The 25153-nt window shown below is 44.3% G+C and carries 18 protein-coding genes; 1 reads left to right on the top strand and 17 read right to left on the bottom strand.

Translation table 11 applies throughout. From position 1 onward, the window contains the following. Positions 1-130 precede the first annotated feature (130 nt). From FTU72_RS02610 to FTU72_RS02565, 10 genes are all read right to left on the bottom strand, one after another. Complete coding sequence (locus FTU72_RS02610) at positions 131-1552, bottom strand: FAD-dependent oxidoreductase (protein WP_180025542.1); 1422 nt, start codon at positions 1550-1552, stop codon at positions 131-133. A 72-nt stretch (positions 1553-1624) separates the two neighbouring features. After that, positions 1625-6100: a glutamate synthase large subunit gene (gene gltB / locus FTU72_RS02605; RefSeq protein WP_180052434.1), complete on the bottom strand. Its 4476-nt coding sequence runs from the start codon at positions 6098-6100 to the stop codon at positions 1625-1627. 450 nt (positions 6101-6550) lie between these two features. Continuing rightward, the gene (locus tag FTU72_RS02600; RefSeq protein WP_179992175.1) at positions 6551-7402 is read right to left on the bottom strand and encodes a hypothetical protein; all 852 of its coding nucleotides are present in this window, start codon (positions 7400-7402) and stop codon (positions 6551-6553) included. Between the two features lie 12 nt (positions 7403-7414). Continuing rightward, complete coding sequence (aroB, locus tag FTU72_RS02595; protein ID WP_180052417.1) at positions 7415-8494, bottom strand: 3-dehydroquinate synthase; 1080 nt, start codon at positions 8492-8494, stop codon at positions 7415-7417. 28 nt (positions 8495-8522) lie between these two features. After that, positions 8523-9059, bottom strand: coding sequence for a shikimate kinase AroK (gene aroK, locus FTU72_RS02590; RefSeq protein WP_180031266.1), 537 nt, complete (start codon positions 9057-9059; stop codon positions 8523-8525). 36 nt (positions 9060-9095) lie between these two features. Then, positions 9096-11219 carry a type IV pilus secretin PilQ family protein gene (gene pilQ / locus FTU72_RS02585; RefSeq protein ID WP_180052418.1) on the bottom strand — a complete coding sequence of 708 codons (2124 nt, stop codon included), beginning with the start codon at positions 11217-11219 and terminating at the stop codon, positions 9096-9098. A gap of 61 nt (positions 11220-11280) precedes the next feature. Then, the gene (locus FTU72_RS02580; protein WP_034169727.1) at positions 11281-11808 is read right to left on the bottom strand and encodes a pilus assembly protein PilP; all 528 of its coding nucleotides are present in this window, start codon (positions 11806-11808) and stop codon (positions 11281-11283) included. Next, on the bottom strand, positions 11808-12524 hold the full coding sequence (locus FTU72_RS02575; protein WP_180002740.1) for a type 4a pilus biogenesis protein PilO: 717 nt from the start codon (positions 12522-12524) through the stop codon (positions 11808-11810). Before FTU72_RS02575 ends, FTU72_RS02580 begins: the two co-directional genes overlap by 1 nt. Beyond that, positions 12521-13159: a PilN domain-containing protein gene (locus tag FTU72_RS02570; RefSeq protein ID WP_005233586.1), complete on the bottom strand. Its 639-nt coding sequence runs from the start codon at positions 13157-13159 to the stop codon at positions 12521-12523. Before FTU72_RS02570 ends, FTU72_RS02575 begins: the two co-directional genes overlap by 4 nt. Further along, positions 13159-14217: a pilus assembly protein PilM gene (locus tag FTU72_RS02565; RefSeq protein ID WP_004787132.1), complete on the bottom strand. Its 1059-nt coding sequence runs from the start codon at positions 14215-14217 to the stop codon at positions 13159-13161. Before FTU72_RS02565 ends, FTU72_RS02570 begins: the two co-directional genes overlap by 1 nt. 166 nt (positions 14218-14383) lie before the next feature. Between FTU72_RS02565 and ponA the strand changes: the two genes are divergently transcribed. After that, complete coding sequence (gene ponA / locus FTU72_RS02560; RefSeq protein ID WP_180052419.1) at positions 14384-16912, top strand: penicillin-binding protein PBP1a; 2529 nt, start codon at positions 14384-14386, stop codon at positions 16910-16912. 58 nt (positions 16913-16970) lie between these two features. On the opposite strand, the gene FTU72_RS02555 is transcribed toward ponA, so the two are convergent. From FTU72_RS02555 to rsmH, 7 genes are read right to left on the bottom strand one after another with little or no spacing between them, the layout of a single operon-like run. Continuing rightward, positions 16971-17774, bottom strand: coding sequence for a putative RNA methyltransferase (locus FTU72_RS02555; RefSeq protein ID WP_034702194.1), 804 nt, complete (start codon positions 17772-17774; stop codon positions 16971-16973). A gap of 58 nt (positions 17775-17832) precedes the next feature. After that, on the bottom strand, positions 17833-18951 hold the full coding sequence (mraY, locus tag FTU72_RS02550; RefSeq protein ID WP_175966246.1) for a phospho-N-acetylmuramoyl-pentapeptide-transferase: 1119 nt from the start codon (positions 18949-18951) through the stop codon (positions 17833-17835). After that, positions 18952-20355, bottom strand: coding sequence for a UDP-N-acetylmuramoyl-tripeptide--D-alanyl-D-alanine ligase (gene murF / locus FTU72_RS02545; RefSeq protein WP_180052420.1), 1404 nt, complete (start codon positions 20353-20355; stop codon positions 18952-18954). It lies immediately after the preceding gene. An 8-nt stretch (positions 20356-20363) separates the two neighbouring features. Further along, positions 20364-21860, bottom strand: a complete 1497-nt coding sequence (locus FTU72_RS02540; protein WP_180052421.1) for a UDP-N-acetylmuramoyl-L-alanyl-D-glutamate--2,6-diaminopimelate ligase — start codon at positions 21858-21860, stop codon at positions 20364-20366. Between the two features lie 11 nt (positions 21861-21871). Beyond that, positions 21872-23695, bottom strand: a complete 1824-nt coding sequence (gene ftsI / locus FTU72_RS02535; protein WP_159122698.1) for a penicillin-binding protein PBP3 — start codon at positions 23693-23695, stop codon at positions 21872-21874. A gap of 15 nt (positions 23696-23710) precedes the next feature. Next, complete coding sequence (gene ftsL / locus FTU72_RS02530) at positions 23711-24043, bottom strand: cell division protein FtsL (protein WP_159122699.1); 333 nt, start codon at positions 24041-24043, stop codon at positions 23711-23713. A 10-nt stretch (positions 24044-24053) separates the two neighbouring features. Next, positions 24054-24965, bottom strand: a complete 912-nt coding sequence (gene rsmH, locus FTU72_RS02525; protein ID WP_034702209.1) for a 16S rRNA (cytosine(1402)-N(4))-methyltransferase RsmH — start codon at positions 24963-24965, stop codon at positions 24054-24056. Positions 24966-25153: the final 188 nt, after the last annotated feature.

Here is a 25153-nt window from a genome sequence, read left to right as displayed (position 1 = left end):
ATTGGATATATCTATAAGTTCAAATTCATATTTTATAAGCTCATAGGATTAAGCTAACCAAATATTCAAAACAAAGAAAAATAAAAAAACCCGCCGTAGCGGGTTTTTTTAAATAGATGATTAAATTAGATTAAATATCAAGATAATCGAGAATACCTTCTGCAGCCTGACGACCTTCCCAGATCGCAGTCACCACCAGGTCAGAACCACGGACCATGTCGCCACCAGCAAAGATTTTTGGATTTGAAGTCTGGAATTTGTATTGCTGTTGTTCAGCTGCAAGTACGCGACCAGAACCATCCAGATTGATTTCTACATCAGTAAACCAGTCTGCTGGGCTGGTACGGAAACCAAATGCCAGCAATACCGCATCTGCAGGCAGAATTTCTTCTGAACCTGGAATTGGTTCCGGACTACGGCGGCCACGGCTGTCTGGTTGACCCAGTTGAGTCGTTACCACTTTTACGCCAGTCACTTTACCATTTTCACCCACGATTTCGATAGGTTGACGGTTGAACTGGAATTCCACACCTTCTTCACGCGCATTTTTTACTTCACGACGTGAACCCGGCATATTCGCTTCATCACGACGATAAGCACAAACCACTGACTCAGCACCTTGACGGATTGAAGTACGGTTACAGTCCATCGCAGTATCACCACCACCCAAGACAATCACTTTTTTGCCTTCAACGCTGATGTATTCGGATGGATCTTTTTCCCACCCCTGGCAACGGTTCACGTTAGCAATCAGGAAATCCAGTGCATCATATACACCATCCAGATCTTCACCAGCAAAGCCACCTTTCATATAAGTGTATGTTCCCATACCCATAAAGACAGCATCATAGTCAGCGAGTAACTGGTCGATAGTGACATCGGTACCAATTTCAGTATTCAGACGGAATTCAACACCCATGCCTGTGAAAATTTCACGACGTCGTTTCATCACGTCTTTTTCCATCTTGAATTCTGGAATACCGAAAGTCAGCAGACCACCAATTTCAGGACGTTTATCAAATACAACTGGCTTCACACCATTACGTACCAGAATATCAGCACAACCTAGACCGGCAGGACCTGCCCCAATAATAGCCACTTTTTTATCAGTCCATTTCACATGAGACATGTCTGGACGCCAGCCTAAAGCGAAAGCGGTGTCATTGATATATTTTTCAGCATTACCAATGGTGACTGCACCAAAACCATCATTGAGGGTACAAGCACCTTCACACAGGCGGTCTTGAGGACAAACACGACCACAAACTTCTGGCAAAGTATTGGTCTGGTGACACAGTTCTGCTGCCTGGAAAATACGGCCTTCTGCAAGTAACTTCAACCAGTTTGGGATGTAGTTATGAACCGGACATTTCCATTCACAGTACGGGTTACCACAACCTAGACAACGATGTGACTGATTTGCAGCCACTTCTGTTGTGAAAGGTTTATAAATTTCCACAAATTCTGCTTTGCGGACGTCAATCTCTTTTTTCTCTGGATCTTGGCGTGCGACATCCAGGAATTGAAAGTCATTATTTAGGCGCTCTGCCATCTCTCTCTCCGTGGGTAGACCCAAAGCTTAATTCGCATTACCTTAGGTCTGCCTATATCTGCAGTAGTGGAATTATTGTGGATCAGCTTGAGTTGTTTTCAACAAGGTCAATAAGTTAGCTGCTTTTGGTTTTACCAGCCAGAACTTACGACTATAGAAATCAAACTCATGGCGGATCTTGTACGCCCAAGCACTACCTGTTTCTGCAATATGTTCATCTAAAATGCGAAGCAAAAAGGTCTGATGTTCTTCCATCGCTTCAGTTGAGATACGGTTCAGTTCAATCAACTCATGGTTGTAATGATCTACAAAATCATTGTCCAGGTCCAATACATAAGCAAAACCACCGGTCATACCTGCACCGAAGTTATGACCTACTTTACCTAGGACAGTCACAATACCGCCAGTCATATATTCACAGCAGTGATCGCCTGCACCCTCAATCACAGCAAAGGCACCAGAGTTACGAACTGCAAAACGTTCACCCGCAGTACCCGCAGCAAACAATTTACCACCAGTCGCACCATACAGACAGGTATTACCAATGATCGCAGTATTTTGAGTCTGGAATGGCGAACCTTTCGGTGGGAAGATCGAGATACGACCACCTGCCATACCTTTACCCACGTAGTCGTTCGCATCACCTTCCAGTTTCAGATGCAGACCACCGGCATTCCAGACACCGAGTGACTGACCCGCTGTACCAGTCAGATTTACTTTAACTGGATGTGCTTCCATACTCAGGTTGCCATAACGTTTGGCAATTTCACCTGACAGACGTGCACCAATCGAACGGTCACAGTTACCTACTGTGAAGCTGTATTCACCACCTGTACCTGCTTCGATCGCTGGCAGAATTTCTTCTACCATTTTCTCAGCCAGAATACCTTTATCGAATGGTTCATTACCTTGTACTTCACAGTACTGTGCTTTACCTTCTGCTGCTGGATGTGACTCTAGCAGTTTGCTCAGGTCAAGGTGAGCATGTTTGTCAGTTTCACCTGGCAGGATTTCCAGCAAGTCGGTACGACCAATCAGGTCTTTCAGGCTAGATACGCCAAGTGCCGCCAACCATTCGCGAGTTTCTTCAGCAATGAAAGTGAAGAAATTGATCAGCATTTGAGGTTCGCCGATGTAGTGCTCTTGGCGCAGATGATCCTGCTGAGTTGCAACACCGGTCGCACAGTTATTCAAGTGACAAATACGCAGGTATTTACAACCTAAGGCAATCATTGGTGTTGAACCGAAGCCGAAGCTTTCTGCACCCAAGATTGCGGCTTTTACGACGTCAAGACCAGTTTTTAAACCACCATCAGTTTGAACGCGTACTTTGCCACGTAAGTCGTTTACACGAAGTGCTTGATGCGCTTCACTTAAACCTAATTCCCATGGAGAACCCGCATGGTGAATCGAGGATAATGGAGATGCTGCTGTACCACCGTCATAACCAGAAATGGTAATGAAATCGGCATAAGCTTTTGCCACACCTGCTGCAATCGTACCCACACCCGGTTCAGATACCAGTTTCACCGATACCATCGCTTGCGGATTGACCTGTTTCAAGTCAAAGATCAACTGAGATAAATCTTCGATTGAATAGATATCATGATGTGGTGGTGGTGAAATCAGAGTAACACCCGGAACTGAATAACGTAAACGGGCAATCAAGCCATTCACTTTACCACCTGGCAACTGACCACCTTCACCTGGTTTTGCACCTTGAGCTACCTTAATTTGCAGTACTTCTGCTGATGTTAAGTACGCTGGAGTTACACCAAAACGTCCGGATGCAATCTGTTTGATTTTCGAGTTACGGATGGTGCCATAACGCGCTGGATCTTCACCGCCCTCACCAGAGTTAGAACGACCACCGATAGTGTTCATAGCAATCGCAATCGCTTCATGTGCTTCAGGAGATAGTGCACCCAAAGACATACCCGCGGAGTCAAAACGAGGCAGGATATCTTCTACAGACTCAACCTGATCCACTGGAATTGAGTTGTCAGTTTTCAGCTTGAATAAATCACGGATGGTTGCAATCGGACGGTTATTTACCAGTTCTGCATATTCTTTAAAGTCAGCATAATTACCAGAACGTACTGCTTTATGCAGTGAGTTAATCACGTCCGGGTTAAACGCATGGTATTCCTTGCCGAAGACGAATTTCAGCATACCGCCCTGATCGATTGGCTTACGGTTTTTCCATGCCAAATCTGCCAGTTGTTTCTGGTCATTCTCAAGATCAGCAAAAGTTGCACCCTGAATACGGCTCGGAACACCTACGAAGCATTTATTCACAACTTCATTGGATAAACCGACTGCTTCAAACAGCTGACCGCCACGGTAAGAAGCCACAGTTGAAATACCCATCTTAGACAGGACTTTCAGCAGGCCTTTTTCAATCCCCTTACGGAAATTGTTTTGGGCATATACTGGATCACCCAGCAATTCACCTTTAGCAACCAGATCATTGATCACGTCATATGCTAAGTATGGATAAATTGCTGTCGCACCAAAGCCAAGCAGAACGGCAAATTGATGTGGATCACGTGCAAAACCGGTTTCAACAATCAGGTTCGCATCAGTACGCAGACCAGTATTGATCAGATGATGATGTACTGCACCAGTGACCATCACAGCATTGGCTGGCAAGTAACCTTCACGGATTTTCTTGTCTGAAAGTACCAATAAAGTTTTGCCGTCACGAATCGCTTGCGCTGATTCTTCACAAATACGAGCAATTGCAGCTTCTAAGCCTTCAGTTTCAGCATAGTTCAGATCAATATCCGCAATCTCATAACCTGTACGACCTAGCGTACGGATCTGATGCATTTTTGAATTAGACAAGACCGGACTTGAAATAATCAGACGGTCTGCATGTTCTGGACCCTGTTCGAAAACGTTTTGTTCACGACCTAAACAGGTTTCTAGTGACATTACAATCGATTCACGTAATGGATCGATTGGCGGATTCGTTACCTGAGCGAACTGCTGACGGAAATAGTCTGATACATGACGTACCTGACGTGACAGAACCGCCATCGGGGTATCATCACCCATAGAACCCACAGCTTCCTGACCGCTTTCAGCGATTGGACGCAGTAACTGGTCACGTTCCTCGAAAGTCACCATGAACATTTTCTGTGCCGCTTTCAGGTTGTCACCTTTCAAGCCTCGCTCACATAGATATTCTTCCAGCTCAGGGCTACCTTGTAGACGTACAGCATTTTCACGTAACCATTCACGGTACGGACGCATACGTTTCAGGTGATTATTCACATCCTGAGTATCTAATACTTTACCGGTATAAGTATCGATCACCAGCATTTGGCCAGGACCCACACGTCCTTTAGAAATGACATCTTCAGGTTCATAACCCCATACACCGATTTCTGAAGCCAGTGTGATGTAGCCATTTTTAGTGATGACCCAACGTGCCGGACGCAAGCCGTTACGATCCAGCATACAGATCGCATGACGACCGTCTTGGATAACTAAACCAGCAGGGCCATCCCATGCTTCCATATGTTTAGAGTTGAACTCATAGAATGCACGTAAGTCAGCATCTAAAGTTTCAACGTTCTGCCAAGCAGGTGGAACCAGCATACGTAGCGCACGGAACAGATCCATACCACCACCCACGAGGATTTCCAGCATGTTATCCAGACTAGATGAATCTGAACCAGTACGGTTTACGATTGGATTCAGCTCAGTCAGACCTGGCAGTAACGGGTTTTCAAATTTAGGCGTACGCGCCATTGCCCAGTTACGGTTAGCCGTAATAGTGTTGATCTCACCATTGTGCGCCAGGTAACGGAATGGCTGAGCTAGTGGCCAGCGTGGCAATGTATTGGTAGAGAAACGTTGATGGAAGACCACGATATGTGATGCCAGACGCTCATCAGCCAGGTCAGTATAGAAGTCAGCAATAGCTGCTGGCATCATCAGACCTTTATAGCTGATTACAGTTGAGCATAAGGTCGTCACATAGAAATATGGATCACTGGTTAACTGCTGTTCAGCACGACGACGCGCAAGGAACAATTTACGGTTGAATTCAACTTCAGTCACACCGATTGAGCAGTTAACAATCACCTGTTCAAAAGCTGGCAGAGACTGCATTGCAATCTCACCGAGCGCATCATTATTCGTCGGTACAACACGCCATGCGATAACGCGACAGCCTTCTTCTTCAATTTCTTTCGTCAGGACTTGTTTTGCATGTGCGGCTAATGCTGGATCCAGATTCAGGAATACTGTACCCACAGCAAAAATCTCACTTAAGGTAATGTCACTTAAGCGTTTGGCCTCTTCACGGAAGAATTCTTTAGGCATTGCCAGCAATAGACCACAACCATCACCGGTCTTGCCATCAGCAGCAATACCGCCACGGTGGGTCATACAACTTAGACTATGAATTGCGGTCTTGACCAGATCATGACTGGCATCACCCTGCATATGGGCGATCAAACCGAAACCACAGTTATCTTTAAACTCATCCGGTTGGTATAAACCTTGAGCGGGAGCTACATTATTAGGCGATGGCATGTGCATAGCGTACCCTTCTTTTCACTAAGCCCGATAGGCTATTAAACAATCTAAATTCTGCTGTGCGTGACTGTCTGATTTACTCCGCAAGCTAAGCAGCTTTATAGAGCAAAATATCATTGAGTATCTTTTCAACATAATCCTTTTTCAGACGGAATGCATGAAAAATAACATTCATTTTGCTGATGGATAAGATAAAAATAAGCAACAAAGATGACAATTACGCCTATTCATCGAATCATTTTCGCGCCAAAACAGGGAGATTAATTCAATTCATGCACCAATAAAGCAAATTTCATGCCAACTTAAGGAGCAAAAATCAAAACAACACAAATGACAAAGATTTAGCCTACAAAAGGAAAATTATGATTATTTATGGTGCGTATTTTTTGCACCAAAAGCGCACATTTATAATAAAGATAAAGTGTCCGTGCGCTATTTTAGACCGGCCTAGTTAAATGGATCACTAATCTCGTTTTCTTGAGGTCGAGAATTGCCATTTGATGAGCGCGGACTTCCTTCGACATGACTTTGAGATTTCTGTACATCTACTACATTACCTTCCTGATCACGTCGAACAATCGTGGTACTCGTGGTGCTTTCTTTAGGGGTGACCACAGGTGCTGAAGGTTGAGCTTTCGGTCTGATCTGTACGGATTCATCGACTTTCGGTAAAGGTACATTTTTCAACTGAATTTCATAAAGTTTTTGATTACTTGCCAGTTCTTCCGAACCCATACTGTTGACTAGACTGGCATATTGTTGCATGGCCACAACTTTAGGCTGGACGGATTTAGGCAGATTCAGATTGAGCACTGATAAAGCCTGTTGAGCTTCTGCTGCGGTTTTATACAGACCATATAACAATACATATTGTTCAGGCTGGTTCTCACCCGAAAGCCTTAAATAAACAAAAGGCTTACGATCCTGCTGCTTTTTCAGGAAGGTTTTTAGAATGGCTTCATTACCTACACGAAATAGCTCAATCGCATGCTGTTTCTTTACTTCACCAATATATTTGGTTCCGCGGAATTCAGGCTCATGACTAACATTGACAACAATCCGAGTATTGAGAGCAAGAGGCTTAACCTCATCAGAAAGTGCACCAAGATGGGTCATTGAGGCCACTTTTTCTGGTTGAATCTGTAATTCAACTTCCGTTTCCGGCTTCTTCTCTACTTCTACCACTTCATCTGTATCGGTAATAGCCCAAAAAACCAAGGCAGCAAATAGACAGCATACGCCACAGACCAGCCAGAAATAATGCTGAATCTTTTGCCAAGGGGTACGTAATGCTGTCATAAAAATTTAAACCTATGCCTGATGAGCTAAAATCGCCTGTTGCATCAACTCGACATCAAAGTCTCGAGTAATGACCGCTTTTCCAAGTTGCTGCAATAATACAAGACGAAGCTGCCCATTTAAAACTTTCTTGTCGTGAGCCATATAAGCCAAGAAATCGTCAAGTGGGATTTTAGGACAAACAATAGGTAATTGCGCACGAGAAATGATTTTTTTTGTACGCTCAAGGTCTTCTAATGAAATCCAGCCCATGCGATGGGATAAATCTGCTGCCATCACCATACCGGTTGCTACCGCTTCTCCGTGCAGCCATTCACCATAACCCAGATAAGACTCGATCGCATGACCAAAAGTATGACCGAGATTAAGTAAAGCACGCTCACCCTGCTCTTTTTCATCATTGGCTACAATACGAGCTTTATGCGCACAAGAACGATAAACCGCTTCGGCCAGCAATTGCTCATCACGAGCAATAAGACCTTCCATATTGGCTTCTAACCAGACCAGAAAATCTTCATCTCCGAGTAAGGCATATTTAATCACTTCAGCCAAACCGGCAGATAGCTCACGATCTGGCAGCGTAGATAGCTGCGACATATCTGCCAGCACCACTTGTGGCTGCTGGAAAGCACCAATCATGTTTTTACCCAGTGGATGATTAATGCCGGTTTTACCCCCAACACTGGAATCTACTTGAGACAGCAACGTCGTTGGCACCTGAATAAAATATACTCCACGCTGGAAACAGGCAGAAGCAAAGCCGGCCATATCTCCAATAACACCACCACCGAGTGCCAGAACTGTACAATCGCGGTTAAAACCCGCCTCAAGCAATGCATCAAAAATTAGGTTTAGATGCTCAATATTTTTGTATTTCTCACCATCCGGCAAAATACAGGTCGCCACAGTTTTACCCAAATTTTCCAATGCAGCCTTATAGCGATCCAGATAGAGTGGTGCCACCGTATCATTACTGACAACCATCACCTGTTTGCCATGAATATAAGGCTCAAGCAATTCCTGAGGATTCAAGTTACTGCCAATAAAAATGGGGTAACGACGTTCACCGAGTTCGACATATAAGGTTTTCATGAGGGGATAACCACTTTTTCAACTGAACTTATTTTTTCGGAAGGATGAGATTCAGAATACGCTGCGCCAGATCTCGTGCAGCTCCCTGATTGGTCTCAATGATGTAATGTGCGACTTCCCGGTATAACGGGTCCCGCACTGCAAGCAAATCTTTGAGTTTCTGTTCAGGATTTTCGACTTGTAACAAGGGACGGTTTTTGTCGCGATAGGTTCGCTGAAGCTGAATTTCAACTGGAGTGTAAAGATAAACAACGATGCCTCGCTGCTTTAAATAATCCCGATTAGGAGCCTGAGTAATTGCACCACCACCAGTCGCAAGTACCAGCTGTGGACGTGAGGTTAACTCATCAATGACAACAGTTTCACGATGGCGAAAACCCTTTTCACCCTCTTTTTCGAAGATCCAGGGAATTGTAGCTCCTGTTTTCCGCTCAATTTCATGATCGCTGTCCAGAAATTCTCGTCCTAACAGTTCTGCTAAATGTCGTCCTACTGTTGTTTTACCGGCCCCCATCGGCCCTACCAAATAGATATTTGGCAGGGTTTCAAACTCTTTGCTTGGCAAGGAGTCACCTATTCATTTTGTTAAATTCAAAATATATTAATGATTTCTTGAAACACTGTCATTAACAATTCGAGGTGTAACAAAAATCAGTAACTCACGTTTGTTGTCCGCTTTTACATCTTTACGGAACAAACGGCCTAAATAAGGTAGATCGCCCAAGAAAGGAACTTTAGTTTGTGCATTTCGAGTTTCTTGCTCAAAAATACCACCAAGTACTACTGTTTCACCATTATCAACCAGTACATTAGTGTTAATCTGATTTTTATTAATGGTTAACTGTCCAGTTGGGGTCGGGTTTCCTGGTGAGTCACTGGTAATATTCAATTCCATCTGCACCTTACCATCTGGAGTAATACTTGGTGTTACATCTAAACTTAAAGTTGCATCAATAAATGATGTAGTCGACACTGCATTAGCACCACCACCTTCTGCAGACTGATATGGAATTTGCGAACCGGAGGCAACGGTTGCTTTTTGTTTGTCAGCAGTGAGCACTTTTGGCGTAGAAATCACTTCACCATAACCATCTGCCTGTAGCGCAGAAAGTTCAAGATCCAGCATAAAATCAGAAAGGCTAATTAAGCCAAAAGCAATACGGCTTGCACCTTGACTAGTGACACCTAAATCCACATTCAGGTTATCTGGTCTTTGAATTTCATAACTCCATCCCCCTCTCTCACTATCAAACTCAGGCTCCCTCAAATCCCAAAGAGTCGTATCACTACCACCAACAAGAAGGTGATTATTATTGGTAATCCCTTGAGATAGGATTCCCCACTTCACTCCCATTTCTTTGGTAAAGTCAGTGGTTGCACGAACGATACGCGCCTCAACCATGACCTGCTTCACTTGGACATCAAGCAGATCAACCATATTACGAATTTTATCAATGAAAGGCTGGGTATCATTCACAATAATGGTATTGGTACGAGCATCAATAGAGATAGAACCACGTGAACTTAGTAAACTTTCTCTATCATCACCGTTACTTGTGCTATTCGAGCTCCCTGATCCTGATGCACTCTTATTTTGAGTAATCAGTTTTTCAATATCTGCTGCTTTTGCATAACTGAGCTGCATATATTCAGTTTGAATTGGTGCAAGCTTGACACTTTGTGCTAGTGCTTTCGCTTCTTCTTCTTCGGCCTTAATTAGTTCTGCCACCGGTGCAATCCAGATCACATTACCATTACGGCGTTTATCCAGATTTTTAGTTTTTAACACAATATCTAAAGCCTGATCCCAAGGCACTTCTTTGAGGCGCAAAGTAATATTACCTTGTACGCTATCTGCAGCAACCATATTGATATCGGTAAAATCGGCTAATAACTGTAGAACTCGACGGACTTCAATATCTTGGAAATCGAGGGAAATTTTCTTACCTGTATAAGCGACTGATTTAGGACGTAAGGGCCCTTTAACTTCTGGCCGCTTCAAACTAATCGTCAGCTTATTATCAGTTTGAAAAGCCATATATTCATAGCTTTCCGCAGATTGAATAGTAATTACACCTGAGCCATTCTGATTGACTGCGTCTACACTCGAAACTGGTGTAGCAAAATCATTCACATTTAAGCGACGGGTCAAATGTGTCGGAATCTTGGAGCCCAGAGTCCGCACAATCACTTTAGTTCCCTGCTGCTGTACATCGACTGGTGTGTTCTGACCTGCCAGATCAATTACCACCAACCCTTCACCTTGTGCACCCCGCTGGAAACCAATATTGGTAATCCCCTGAGCGACCTGTTGTTGTACAGGCTGAGCAATAGCGACTGGAGTAGCAGAATTAATTTTTAAAATAAAGGTATTGCCTTCCACACGCGTCGTAAATGCACCTGCATTAGCGAGATTCACCGTCAGTCGAGAACGCTGTGCATCTGAGCTAACATCCACTGAACTGGCTTCAGCAGTTGCGACTGGAATACTAGACTGTTTTAGATTTTGTTGGGCCTCATTAAAATCCAGAATCAGGCGTGATGGAGATTCAAGCTGATAAGCTTGAGGCTGAGGTGGCAAGCCATTAAACATCACTCGGATTTCAGTTCCCTGTCCAGGAATTTGCATTGGCACTACATTGGTCATTGAAACTTGCGCACTCGCTGCTTGCATCACAGCAATCGCGACAGCCCCCATAGAAAACTGACGAAACACATGATTCATTGTATTAGCATCCCCAAAAATAAATTCTTTAATACTCTTATTCATTTTTATTCCTTAAAACTTATGGCGCTGGCCCAATCAAAACCAGACTTCGTGGTCGTTCCACATATCCCTCACGGCCATCTGGAATAATCTCAATCAAGTCAATCTGTGTCGGCGTAATTCTCGTTACACGACCATGATTAAGTCCCATATAGCTGCCACGTTGTATCCGTTCAATTTCCCCATCAGGCGTTTGAATTAGAGCCAGAATCTGCCCCGCCTGATTCCGCATACTGCCTTTCATGCTTAAGGTCTCTAGTGGATAACTCTCTAAAGGCTGTAATTGGCGTGACAAGTTCGGATAAACTCGCTTACCTGCCATAATTTTCAATTCAGCCGCTAAAGAGCTCGGCAGAAAAGGACTTTTCAGCTGATGAGCTGCATAATTAAACATTTCTGTCGGAATAAAATCTGGTGCCGGCTCAATCGGTAATGGCGGTTGATTGCGAATATTGGCCATTTCCTGATTGACTGCATCAATTCTTGATTCGCAGCCCACCAATAAAAATCCGAGCGTTAAAGCTGAAGTAATTTTAATGATATTCATTACTGAGCTCCCTGCATATCAGTTGTAGCCGGAGTAGATGAAGCATCTGCATTACCTACATACCGATAGGTTTTTGCTTTTACCACATAATCAATGACAGGAATTTCAGATTTCTTTTCTTTATTTTCAGTTCCTGTAATGATGAAGTCATGCAGTGTAACGATGCGCGAAAGCCCTGCAATACTGCTCACAAAAGAACCAAAGGCATGATAATCCCCAGTGGCTTCAATCGCGATTGGCTGTTCAATAAAGAATTCCTGCTTGATTTCAGGTTCAAGACGAATATTCTTAAATTTCAGTCCAGAGTTCACTCCACTCAGGTTAATATCTTCCACCAGACCTGGAATTTCAGTTTCTTTCGGCAATTGTTCCAATTGCTGATTAAAACGTGCTTCCATCTCCTGCAACTGAATCTGATACTGCTGTAAATTACGCAGCTTGGATTCCTTTTCCCGGAATTCATTTAACAGGTTTTGTTCTTGAGCACTGGCTTGTGAAATTGCTTCTATCTTGCCGCGAATAAACCCGAAATACCCCAGCATAAAAACCAGAATAACAATAAAGATCCAGCAGGTAATTTTGACTGATAATGGCCAGCTACCATAATTATTTGGATCTAGTGTATTGAATTGTTGAAAGAATTTTTCAACTGTCATTTTTTTTCTAGGAACAGCCACTACGTCTTGGCTTAATTCATCGAATCCGTCATTACTCATGATGATGCCTCCGCTGTAGTTGTGGCTGGTGTTTGTCCTTCTTTAAGTGTTGGCTCAGCAATTTGATCCAGATCAACTGTGACCGTAAAGCTACCATAAGATTCTTCCACTCGTGGAATCACCGAGGATGGCGCTTTATCTTTTGGCTCTTCAGCAACCAGGAAAGCATTCATAAATGCATTACGATACCAAGTAGAAGCTTCCAGATTACGTAGCAATTCAGCCACTGTATTTGGACTTTCCGCCTTACCTTCAATGGTGAATTTATCGCCGGTACGCTGGAATTTGGTAATATACATATTGCTTGGTGTGACCCGTACAATTTCATCAATCAGGTGAACTGCGATCGGCCGTTGAGTCTGTAAACCCTGAATCAGCTTCATACGTTCAACAATTGCATTACGCTGGTCTTGTAAACCATCCAATGCTTTCAGCTGTACATCCAGATTCTGGTTAGTACTGACCACCAGCTGATTGGCCTGTTCCTGATCCTGAAGTTTTTGATCGTAATAGAACCAGGTTGAACCTGCTGCTGCCAATCCTAGAAAAAGTGCCCCTGCGCAAATCGCTACAAATTCATTATTTCTTTTAATTCTTAGCTCATCGCGCCAAGGGAGTAAGTTAATCTTTGCCATTAATCAAAACTCCTCAATGCCAAACCACATGCAACCATGAGTGAGGACGCGTCATTTTCAATTTTTTTAATATCAATTTGAGGAGAAAAGCCCATTTGCAGGAATGGATTGGCAATCGTGACCCGGTAGCCGAGTTTTTGCTGTAATAGTTTTGCCAGACCTGGAATATTGGCATTCCCCCCTGCCAATAAAATATGGTCAATCTCGTTAAACTGAGATGAAGAGAAGAAGAACTGTAATGAACGCGCTGCCTGCTGCACGACTGCATCTAGGAAAGGCTCCAGCACTTCGATGTCATAATCATCCGGTAAGGCACGGGTTTTTTTAGCACGCCCTGCTTCCTCAAAAGACAATCCATAACGGTTCTGGATTTCCTGAGTCAGCTGCTTACCACCAAAAACCTGCTCACGAGTATAAATGATCTTGTTATTCTGCATGACGGATAAGGTCGTCATACTATGACCAATATCCAGGATCCCGACAGTATTTACCCCCATCGGCAAGGTATCCGAAAACACCTTGAATGCATTTTCTAATGCAAAACTTTCGACATCTGCAATTTTTGGATTGAGATTGGCAATTTGCAGTACTTCAGAACGCGCTTCAACATTTTCGATTCGGGTCGCTACCAACAGGACATTAACCCGGTTCGGATTGGTTAAACGGTCTGGCAGAACTTCAAAGTCCAGACTGGCTTCATCAAGTGGGAAAGGAATATATTGTTCGGCATCTTCACGAATCTGAACTTCACGTTCATCATCCGACATATCGGCATCCATTTCGATGATCTTGGTGATGACCATAGAAGTTGGAATCGCAAAGGCTGACTGACTGGACTGGGTATTGGCCAAATTAATCGCACGCCCCAACGCATCACCCACCGCTTCTGGATTTAAAATATTTTTTTCAACGACACTACTTTCTGGTAATGGGACTAAAGCATAACTTTCTACCCAGTACCGACCGTTCTTTACAGAGAGCTCTAAAACTTTAACAGAAGTCGAACTAATATCGACTCCTATTAACCCCTTATTTGGCTTACGATATAACCTGCGCACAATACAATTCCTATTATTTTTTTATCCCCAATAAAAACAAACTCACCAATCTGTGCCGGCCTATAATTTTATAGAGATACAATAACTCATCTAACAATATGTATATCTAAAGGATATACTGACCGGTAATTAGTTTGCCATTAGCTCTTATTAAAACTTACTTGTTATGAAAAAGCTATCTTGTTCAGGCCTTGTTCATCCATTTTTTTTGATCATTATCATTATTTTGATCTCAATTCCGATGGGTTTCTATGGCATGTATCTCTATATTGCCCCATCTTTGCCTGAAATGTCTACGCTTAAAAAGGCACCTTTATTAAAGCCTTTACAAGTTTTTAGCTCAGATAATGAGCTCATTGCAGAGTATGGTGGCAAGCTTTCTGTTCCTGTGAATTATGAACAGATTCCGAAAGAATTTATTCACGCCTTCCTCGCTGCAGAAGATTCCAGTTTCTTCGAACACAGCGGAATCAGCTTTAAAGGCTTAGGACGTGCAGTCAGTGAAACTATTACCGGCTCTGATGTACAGACTGGTGGTTCGACCATTACCATGCAGGTCGCCAAAAACTACTATTTAAGTCCCGAACGTACTTTAAAGCGTAAGCTGACTGAAATTTTCCTGGCACGTAAAATAGAACAGAATTTAAGTAAAGAAGAAATTCTGACTTTATATGTCAATAAAATTTTCTTGGGGAAAAATGCTTACGGCATTGCGGCAGCAGCGAAAATCTATTACAACAAAAGTTTAGATGAGCTTTCGATTGCGCAAATGGCAATGATTGCTGGCCTACCTAAAGCACCTTCTCGTTATAATCCGGTGGCCAACCCTAAACGTGCATTAGAACGCCGTAACTGGATTTTAGGTCGCATGCTGCAATTGGGGTATCTGAATCAAAGCCAATATCAGGAAGCCATTGCTGAACCGATTAACCTAGATATGCCTGACCGCAGTACGCGTAACAAATTTCCCTACGTCGGTGAAATGGTTCGCTCCGAACTAGTAGAAAATTTTGGTGAACAGGCCATAGATTCAGGTTATAAAGTCTACACGACGATCCATAGTGAACGTCAGGCTTATGCTGAACAGGCGGTACAGGACGGTTTAGAAGCTTATGATCGTCGTCATGGCTGGCGAGGTGCTGAGGCTCATGATCAGCCCCTGCAAAATTTCCGTGTCTATGCCAACACTTACCCTGCTGAAGTGACCAAGGTCAATAATAATAGCTTTGAAGCGTTGATGCAGGATGGTACAACCGTAACTGTGCCTTGGTCAGGCATGTCCTGGGCCCGTCCTTATCGTAGTGCAGATAGTGTAGGTGCTGCACCAAGCAGAGCATCACAGATTGTCAAAGTTAAAGATATTGTTCGTTTAAGGCCTAATGAGAATAAAAGTTCCTGGGCACTGGTACAAACGCCTCAGGTACAGGGCCAATTAATTGCCTTGAACCCGAATAATGGTGCGATTGAAGCCATTGTCGGTGGTTATAATTTTTATCAATCCAAATTTAACCGCGCGACTCAAGGCTGGCGTCAACCGGGTTCAACCATTAAGCCTTTTGTTTATGCTCTGGCTTTAGAACGTGGTATGACTCCACACACTATGGTCAATGATGTACCGATTACTATTGGTAAATGGAGTCCGCGTAATTCGGATGGCCGTTATTTAGGGATGATTCCTTTACGTCGTGCTTTATATCTGTCACGTAACACGGTTTCAGTTCGTCTATTACAAACCGTCGGTATTGAACGTACCCGTCAGTTATTTATGGATTTTGGCTTGCAGGATAACCAGATTCCACGGAACTATACCATTGCTCTAGGTACACCTCAGGTTTTACCAATCCAAATGGCTACTGGTTATGCTACGTTCGCCAATGGCGGTTATCGGATTCAGCCACATTTTATTACGCGGATCGAAGATGCCTATGGCAAGACTATTTTTGAGGCTAAGCCTGAATATGCCTGCATCTCGTGTATTAATGCTCAGGAAGAAAGTCCTCAACCAACAGGCGCACTCACTCCTGATGATGAAGCAATTGAAATCAATAACAAGACCCTAGCGCAAAAACCAGAGACACCAAAAATCTCGGCTGAAGACAGTAATTACCGTCAGGCAGAACGTATTTTAAAATCTAGTTCTGCTTATGATATGGCCAATATCCTGCGTGATGTGATTCAGCATGGTACGGGACGTGCTGCTTTAAGAATTGGTCGTAGCGATATTGGGGGTAAAACCGGTACCACCAATGATGCCAAAGATGCCTGGTTTGCAGGTTTTAATGGCAAGCTGGTCACCGTTGCCTGGGTCGGTTTCGACCAGCCAAAAACTTTAGGTCGCCGTGAATACGGTGGCGTGGCAGCCTTACCAATCTGGACCGACTTTATGGGTAATGCCTTAAAAGGTACACCAGAAGCTTGGGTTCGCCTGGATCGTAATGCTAAAGCACCTATTAACCGTAATAAAGTAGTGCAAGGTGAGCAGGAACAGCATGATCCGTCTTCTCCACCTTTAGCGACGCCTCTGTATCGCCCTGCCCCCGTTGTAGCACCTAAGCGACAAAGCAATGATTTTGAAGATTTGCCTGATCAGGAAATCCGCATACCGGATGATGAAAGAGTGGCGCCAAGAGACCAGCCACTACAACCAAATCGGGTGGTGGATCCTTTGGAAAACTTGATTGAAGAACTTGAATAATCTGAACCAATAAAAAATCCCTCAATAATGAGGGATTTTTTATTTCTAAATAACCGATTTACTTCTTCTGAAATACATAAATCTGGAATTGGGCCATTAAATTGAATTGATCCTGCTGCTCAAGTGCCAAACGGCGTTCAGGTTTGGCTTTATAAGCATAGGGAGTCATAGCAATCAGGTTTTTTAAATCCGCTTGAGGCAAAGTCATTGGCGCATCAATCACCTGTTCACTTACCAGATTAAATACATCCTGCAACTGCTCAACAAATTTCTGTGGCTCGTGTGCTTTCACTTCCTCAAATAAGGCTTCACGCATCGCGTACAAATGTTGTGGTGCAGGCGTCACTACCATCAAATAAGATTTTGGCTTTAATACCCGCAAGATTTCCTGTTTCGGAATCGGGCTAAATAAGCTGGTACACAGATCAATGAATTGATCCAATACCGGCAAGGTTGCCCCTGTCCCTACCACCCAGGTAATTTCTTTATTCAGTTTAGCTGCAACCTGAACTGCATTTTTGGCAATATCTACGCCGACACATTGCATGACTTCAGCCTGCATGGCATTGGTGTAATAGCCTTCGCCACAACCAATATCGAGCAGATTTTCAATCCGCAGCTCACGGATTTTCTTAACCACAGCCTGTTGCAGAGGTGCATAGTGACCTGCACTCAGAAATGCACGGCGTGCCTGCACAGATTCAGGCGTATCGCCCGGATTTTTACTATGTTTATGCTGCACCACATGCAGGTTCACATAACCCTGCTTGGCCACATCATAGCTATGCTGATTGTCACAGCGCCATGTACGTTCATTTAAGCGTAACTGCTCACGACAAACAGGACACATCAGTAGGTTCATTTTTTAATTTCTCCAAAACAAAAAAGCCGGCATGCGCCGACTTTTTCAAATGCATTTCTTAGCGTAATTTTAAGGTCATTAGGCCCAAAACTACCAGCATAATCGTAATAATCCAGAAACGAATGACGACTTGAGTTTCACGCCAACCTTTCTTTTCATAATGATGATGCAAAGGTGCCATCAGGAATACGCGTTTATTACGCATTCTTAATGAACCGATTTGCAGGAAGACTGAAATTGCTTCCACCAAGAATACACCTGCCATAATCGCAAACACGATTTCCTGACGTACCATCACGGCAATCGTACCCAGCATTGCACCTAAAGATAACGCACCCACATCACCCATAAACACTTGAGCTGGATGAGCGTTATACCAGAGGAATGCCAGACCGGCACCGATCATCGCAGCACAGATGACTACCAGTTCGGAAGAATATTTCACATAAGGAATATGTAAGTAGTTAGCGAAACGTACATCGCCTGCCAGATAAGCAAATACCCCTAAACCTGCTGCAACCAGAACAATTGGCATGATCGCCAGACCATCCAGGCCATCGGTCAGATTTACGGCATTGGATGCACCATTAATCACGAAGTAAGTGAAAATAATGAAGCCAATTCCCAGCGGAATCACGGACAATGGAATGGTGTGATCCTTAAAGAATGGAATCAGCACATCCAGCATATTGGCAGTCACAACCGGATTCGGTTGCTGCTGTGCGATCACATACAGTGCAATACCAGCACCCAAAGAACCCACTGATGTCCAGAAGAATTTCTTGCGTGCAGGTAGGCCGGCATTGTCCTTATAACGGATTTTAATCCAGTCATCCGCCCAGCCCACGGCGCCGAAAATCACCATCACCGAGAGCACAATCCAGACATAAGGATTCGTCAGGTCTGCCCACAGTAAGGTGGAGATCCCGATCGAGAGCAGGATTAACACCCCACCCATAGTCGGTGTACCCATTTTCTTGGCATGATTCTCAGGAGCAAACGAACTTACTGCCTGACCATATTTTAGTGCCTGCAATTTACGGATCATGATCGGACCCAAGACCAAACCGATAGTCATAGCGGTCAAGACGCTGAGCAAAGCACGTAAAGTTAGATAACGAACCACCTGAAACGTGCTATCAAAGCCCGCCAGATGATCAAATAGCCATAACAGCATTTAGAGTTTCTCCATCAATGCAGCCATCAATGTTTCCATATGGGTAAAACGTGACCCCTTGAACAGGAAAGACATTGGCTGGGGATGATGTGTTTCAATCAAATCAATTAAAAACGGTAAAGCCTGCTCCTGATTCAGGAAAGCTTGCATTTTCTTACCATATTGCGTACTACGTGCACCTTCTTGTACAGCTGGAGCAAATTCACCCACAGCCACCACAAAATTAATGCCTTTGACCGATACTAGATCCCGACCAAGTTTATAATGCTCGATCGCGGCAGATGAACCTAGTTCACCGATATCACCGGTCACCATCACTCGAATACCCTGCTGCTGCGCTAAAACTTCAGCCGCTGCACGCATCGAGCTTGGATTGGCATTGTAGGTATCATCAATAAATAAAAAATCTTTATGCGGTATAAAGTTCAAACGACCTTTGGCACCAACGGCCTGCTCAAGGCCAGCCACGATATCATCCAGACTGATACCAATCGCCAAAGAGAAAGCCACTGCTGCAGTTGCGTTTTGCACATTGTGTTCACCAGCAAATGGCAGATTTACGGTTTTACTGCCTTGTGGTGTATTTAGCGTGAAAGTCGCAGATTGCGGATGTAATTCTACGTCAGTTGCATAGATGTCACCGCCCTGACCAAAACTCAAAGTTTTCTCGGTTTTGACGGCTGCACGGATCTGCTCGGCATAATCATCCGCTGCAGGCACAATCGAAGTTTCAGAAATATGTGAATAGATTTCAGACTTGGCGCGACAAATTCCATCACGACCACAAAACTCACCCAAATGTGCGGTACCAATATTAATGATGCCGGCCACATGTGGCTGTACCAGATTGGAAGTGTAATCAATTTCACCCTGATGGCTCGCACCCAGTTCCATCACCGCATACTGATGTTCAGCACGCAGTTCCAGCAACATCATTGGGACACCCAAATCATTATTCAGGTTGCCTCGAGTGACCAAAGTAGGAGCTAGACGCGACAGGATACTGCCCAGCATTTCCTTGGTCGTGGTTTTACCGCTACTACCTGTCAAAGCAATGACCTTGAGCTGTGGATTTAGCTGACGACGATAAGCGCCAAGATGACCCAGTGCCAGACGAGTGTCTTCAACTACTAGCTGGCAAATATCTGCGTCAACAGGTTGGCTGACAATCGCGATTCCACAGCCCTTCTCAGCCACTTGAGCAATAAAGTCATGCGCATCAAAACGCTCACCTTTGAGTGCCAGAAAAGCGTCACCTGCTTCGGCATAACGGGAATCAGTTAAAATCCGCTTAATCTGACTTTCAGGTTTTTTATCATTCAGCCAATAACCCTGAGTGGCTTGCTGTAACTGTTCAATTGTCCATGGCTCTAGAGGCACGGTACTTGTTGTTGAAGTATGCATGTGAAATCCTAATGCGCTGGAAATGCTAAATCACGGTTGTGATGCTGGGCATCAATTGCGGCCTGTACCTCGACCACATCATCAAACCAATGTCGCACCCCATCAATCTCCTGATAATTTTCGTGTCCCTTACCGGCAATCACCATAATGTCACCTGGCTGCGCCTGGTCGACTACAAAGCGGATTGCTTCACGACGGTCATGAATTTCATGATAGCTTTTGTCTGAAAAATCGATACCCTGCTTCATGTCAGCGAAAATCTGGTTTGGATCTTCAGTACGTGGATTGTCCGAAGTCAGCACTGCAATATCAGCACCTTCGAGGGCTGCTTGAGTCATCAACGGGCGTTTGCCACGATCACGGTCACCGCCACAACCAAAAGCAACCCAGAGTTTTTGACTGACATGGCGCTTCAGCGTAAGCAAGACCTGAGTGAGGGCATCTGGAGTATGTGCATAATCCACAACAAATAAACGCTCATCATCACGAATGACCTGCATACGGCCTGGGGCACCTTTCAGCTCGGGCACAGTTGCGATTAAATCGGCTAATGCAAAACCGGCTTGCTCTGCCACAACCAGGCTGGCAACCAGATTTTCGATATTAAAATGACCCAGCAAAGGACTATGCACAGTAAATGTATCTTGTGCAGTGATCAGTTTGAATTCAGCACCGGAAATACTGTACTGGATATCCTGAACCTGATAATCAGCTGCTTGCGACAAAGAATAAGTCAGAATTTTCGGCTGATTCGGATTGGCTTTTGCAGTATTCAGCATCACCTCTGCATGTGCGTCATCAATATTGATGACTGCAACTTTCAGAGATTCAAAGCTGAATAAACGCGATTTTGCTTCTGCATAAGCTTCCAGCGTACCGTGATAGTCGAGATGGTCACGACTTAAATTGCTATAAGCCGCAATTTCAATCGCACAACCATTCAGACGGCCCTGCTCCAGACCATGCGAACTCGCTTCAATTGAAGCAAATTCCGCGCCTGCCTGTGCATAGGCATGCAAGGCATTTTGCAATTGCAGGGCATCCAGTGTGGTATGAGAAGAGGCTTCCAGATTCGGCAAAACACCATTCCCTGTAGTCCCCATAACTGCACAAGCTTTGCCTTGCAGCATCAGCAACTCAGCAACCAGACGGGAAATTGTGGTTTTACCATTGGTACCAGTTACGGCCAGAATACGGGCAGCCTTGACTGGCTGAGTCGCTTGCAGATAGCGCTTTTGCCACTCGCCCATCAAGTGACGGACATTGGGTACTACCAAAGCTGGAGTAACACCTAGCTCTTGTTCTGAAATCACTGCTAACGCGCCTAATGACAGGGCTTTCTTGGCATATTCTGCGGTTTTTTCAGGTTGAGACAAGCTGGTCAGAGCAATAAAAATTTGCCCCAGTTTAACTTTGCGACTGTCCAGTTCGAAACCCTGAAAGGATTGTCGCATCCATTCAGCAGGTTCTTGAACGGCGTAGAGATCTTGAAATGTAATGGACATTGATCACCTATTTACTGGACTTTGGGAGATTCTAAAGGTTTGTCCAACGGGACATTTAGCAGGCGTAAAGATTCCTGCATCACACGGGCAAAGACAGGTGCAGATACCGTACCACCATAATAAGACCCTTGCGGATTTTCCACGACCACCACCATAGCAATACGCGGATCACTCACGGGTGCTACACCGGCAAATAAGGCACGGTATTCACTGGTTGAATAACCTTTACGGTCGGCACGCAATTTATGCGCAGTACCCGTTTTACCTGCAACACGATAACCAGGTACGGTTGCACGGGTTGCTGTACCACCAGGCAAAGTTGCTGTTTCCATCATCAGCAGAACCTGTTCTGCGATTTGTGGATCAATCATCTGCTCGCCTTGTGGCTGTTCTTCTAATTTATACAGGCTTAAAGGCACTTTCACACCTTTGTTCGCCAGCATGGCATAGGCATCAGCCAGTTGCAGCACAGTCGCATTCAGACCATAACCATAGGCCATGGTTGCTACTTCAGACACATTCCATTTACTTGGCGGCAGAATCAGACCGGAACTTTCACCCGGAAATTTCACTGCGGAACGCTGACCAAAACCAAGACGTTTATAGAAAGTCGGTAAAGTTTCATACGGCAGTGACAGAGCTAATTTAGCTACTCCGACGTTTGATGATTTCTGGATAATCCCACCCAACGTCAACTGACCATAGTTATGCGTATCACGAATAGTGTGGTTTCCGACCCGCATACTACCTGGACTCGTATTGATGACCGAATTGGCCGTATATTTCCCGCTCTCTAGAGCCATCGCCACAGTTAGCGGCTTCATGGTTGAACCCGGCTCGAAGGAATCGACAGCGCCACGATTACGCATTGCGTCTTTATTTAATAAGCCATTCTTGTCATTCGGGTTATAAGATGGCCAAGAAGACATTGCCAGAATTTCACCGGTTTTGACATCGACTGCAATCGCTGTTGCGGAGCGGGCATTATTGGCGACGCCTGCTGCAGTGAGTTCACGATACATAATGTACTGTAAACGTGAGTCGATACTCAGGGTAATATTTTCACCCGGCTCCACTTCTTTAATCACTTCCGGTTCTTTAACGCGGTTGCCTTTTTTATCACGGATAATCTGCTGTTCACCATCCTGACCGGCAAGACGGGTATTCAGCTGCATCTCCAGACCTTCGATCCCAATTCCCTCACTATTGGTCAGACCAATAATCTGGGAGTTTGGCTGGGGCTGAGGATAATAGCGCTTATAGTTTTTCTCGGTATACACACCTTGGAAATTACGCTTCATGATCAGTTCCGCCTGTTGTGGCGGCACTTCTTTTTTCAGGATCAGATAACGTGAACGTGGACGCTCTTCCATCTTTTTGCGCAATTCAGCACGATCCATGCCCACTGCATCAGCCAGCTCATCCAGATTCAGGTTTTTATCTGGGAGCTGGCGTTTCAGTTTACGGCTATTCGGCTCTTTCTGTAGTGCCAGCATGGTTTCATCATAGAGTTTTTTATTATCAAAATAGTCACGTGGGTCAATCACGATTTTCATAATCGGCGTACTGATCGCCAGCGGAATACCATTACGATCATAAATTACGCCACGCATGGCCTTGATGGTATTGGTTCGTAAAATATTGGCATTGGCTTTATTTTGCAGAAAGTCTTTATTGATAATCTGCACATAGAAAGCTCGGCCGATCAGTGTCACAAAACACAGCAGCACCACAGCCCACATGATGTAAAAACGGTTGATATAAACATTTAAGGCATTTTTCTCGGTGACGGACTGCTTTTTACGTACCGGTTGCTTCTTTCTCTTGTCTACCATGTTCGAGCGCTAGCCTTATTTTTTCTCATCTGAAGGTTGTGGTAAGGAAATCACGACACTCTGTGAAATCGGAGGTGAATACATCCTTAACTGGGTCACTGCACGGGTACCAATCTGCGCGGTCGCACCAAAGGTCTGCTGTTCAATCAGCAAACGTCCCCACTCTGCATTCAGGTCATCCCGTTCGCGCAGATAGGTACTTAGTTTGCGGTTATCCTGACGGTATTCAAAGACTTGGAAGACGACAAATACCGCACTGATGAAGACCATCAATATCAATATGAGGTAAATAATGACTTTTTTCAGCCATAACTTTTCTGTTTTTTTATCAACCACTTCAGTTTTCATGATGTGCCTATTAAGCTAAACGTTCTGCCACGCGCAGCCATGCGCTACGTGAACGAGGATTGGCTTTAACTTCCTCATCACTTGCCTTGACCCGGGCGATTTTCTTTAAACGTCGCGTATCCTTTTGTTGTTGCGGCATTCCCCAGCCTGAATCTTCTTCAAGCGTTGATTCTTTTTGAATAAACTGTTTAATCAACCGGTCTTCTAATGAATGAAAGCTGATCACAGCCAAACGTCCCTCTGGTTTTAAAATTTCAACCGCTTGAGGGAGGAAAGTTTCAATATCTTCTAATTCTTTATTAATAGCAATACGAATTGCCTGGAAAGTTCGGGTGGCAGCATGTTTATTTTTTTCCCATTTTGGATGGGCAACTTTCACAATTTCCGCCAGTTTGGCTGTGGTATCAATATATCCGGCAGCCTTGATCGCTTTGGCTATACGACGACTATAACGCTCTTCCCCATACTGAAAAATCACATTGGCCAGTGCTTCTTCTTCAATATCCACCAGCCATTCTGCTGCAGTCGGACCTTGCGAGTTGTCCATACGCATATCCAGCGGGCCATCTTTCATAAAGCTGAAACCGCGTTCTGCCTGATCCAGCTGCGGTGAAGACACCCCTAAGTCAGCCATCACACCATCTACACTTTCAATACCCTGCTCAGCTAATGCCTGTTTTAAATCAGCGAAGCTGGCATGGATAATTTTAAAACGTGAATCTCCCTGTTCCAGTTCTGCGGCAACAGCCAATGCTTGCGGGTCTTTATCGAAAGCATAGACGCGTGCATTTTCATCTAATTTGGAAAGTAATAAACGTGTATGCCCACCGCGACCAAAGGTTCCATCCACATAAATTCCCGTATTGCGACCAGCCAGTAAGGCATCAATCGTTTCGTGAAGTAATACAGAAATATGTGACATAAAAACTCAATCAATAGGGCGAAAAATTTAACTGCACATTATCACTCTGTTTAGCTAAAGCTCCAAACGACTTTTTGTAGATAAATATTAATTTCTATAGAGAAAACCGTTTTTATTTTTCGACAGCCGATAAAAAAGCCTCCATCGAGGAAGCTTTTTTATATTTTAAATTTATTTTCTAATCAACA

This window comes from Acinetobacter sp. YH12137 (genome assembly GCF_013418535.1).
In the GTDB taxonomy this organism is placed as follows: domain Bacteria; phylum Pseudomonadota; class Gammaproteobacteria; order Pseudomonadales; family Moraxellaceae; genus Acinetobacter.
The sequence above is the reverse complement of the archived record's forward strand: the minus strand, read 5'-3'. Positions and strand labels throughout refer to the sequence as shown.

What these genes read in the sequence shown, in the direction of transcription:
- mraY (WP_175966246.1), bottom strand. Translation starts at nt 18,951, where the DNA reads ATGCTGTTATGGCTATTTGATCATCTGGCGGGCTTTGATAGCACGTTT.
- pilQ (WP_180052418.1), bottom strand. Translation starts at nt 11,219, where the DNA reads ATGAATCATGTGTTTCGTCAGTTTTCTATGGGGGCTGTCGCGATTGCT.
- murF (WP_180052420.1), bottom strand. Translation starts at nt 20,355, where the DNA reads ATGCATACTTCAACAACAAGTACCGTGCCTCTAGAGCCATGGACAATT.
- ftsI (WP_159122698.1), bottom strand. Translation starts at nt 23,695, where the DNA reads ATGGTAGACAAGAGAAAGAAGCAACCGGTACGTAAAAAGCAGTCCGTC.
- FTU72_RS02600 (WP_179992175.1), bottom strand. Translation starts at nt 7,402, where the DNA reads ATGACAGCATTACGTACCCCTTGGCAAAAGATTCAGCATTATTTCTGG.
- FTU72_RS02580 (WP_034169727.1), bottom strand. Translation starts at nt 11,808, where the DNA reads ATGAATATCATTAAAATTACTTCAGCTTTAACGCTCGGATTTTTATTG.
- ponA (WP_180052419.1), top strand. Translation starts at nt 14,384, where the DNA reads ATGAAAAAGCTATCTTGTTCAGGCCTTGTTCATCCATTTTTTTTGATC.
- FTU72_RS02610 (WP_180025542.1), bottom strand. Translation starts at nt 1,552, where the DNA reads ATGGCAGAGCGCCTAAATAATGACTTTCAATTCCTGGATGTCGCACGC.
- FTU72_RS02570 (WP_005233586.1), bottom strand. Translation starts at nt 13,159, where the DNA reads ATGGCAAAGATTAACTTACTCCCTTGGCGCGATGAGCTAAGAATTAAA.
- ftsL (WP_159122699.1), bottom strand. Translation starts at nt 24,043, where the DNA reads ATGAAAACTGAAGTGGTTGATAAAAAAACAGAAAAGTTATGGCTGAAA.
- rsmH (WP_034702209.1), bottom strand. Translation starts at nt 24,965, where the DNA reads ATGTCACATATTTCTGTATTACTTCACGAAACGATTGATGCCTTACTG.
- FTU72_RS02555 (WP_034702194.1), bottom strand. Translation starts at nt 17,774, where the DNA reads ATGAACCTACTGATGTGTCCTGTTTGTCGTGAGCAGTTACGCTTAAAT.
- gltB (WP_180052434.1), bottom strand. Translation starts at nt 6,100, where the DNA reads ATGCCATCGCCTAATAATGTAGCTCCCGCTCAAGGTTTATACCAACCG.
- FTU72_RS02575 (WP_180002740.1), bottom strand. Translation starts at nt 12,524, where the DNA reads ATGAGTAATGACGGATTCGATGAATTAAGCCAAGACGTAGTGGCTGTT.
- aroB (WP_180052417.1), bottom strand. Translation starts at nt 8,494, where the DNA reads ATGAAAACCTTATATGTCGAACTCGGTGAACGTCGTTACCCCATTTTT.
- FTU72_RS02540 (WP_180052421.1), bottom strand. Translation starts at nt 21,860, where the DNA reads ATGTCCATTACATTTCAAGATCTCTACGCCGTTCAAGAACCTGCTGAA.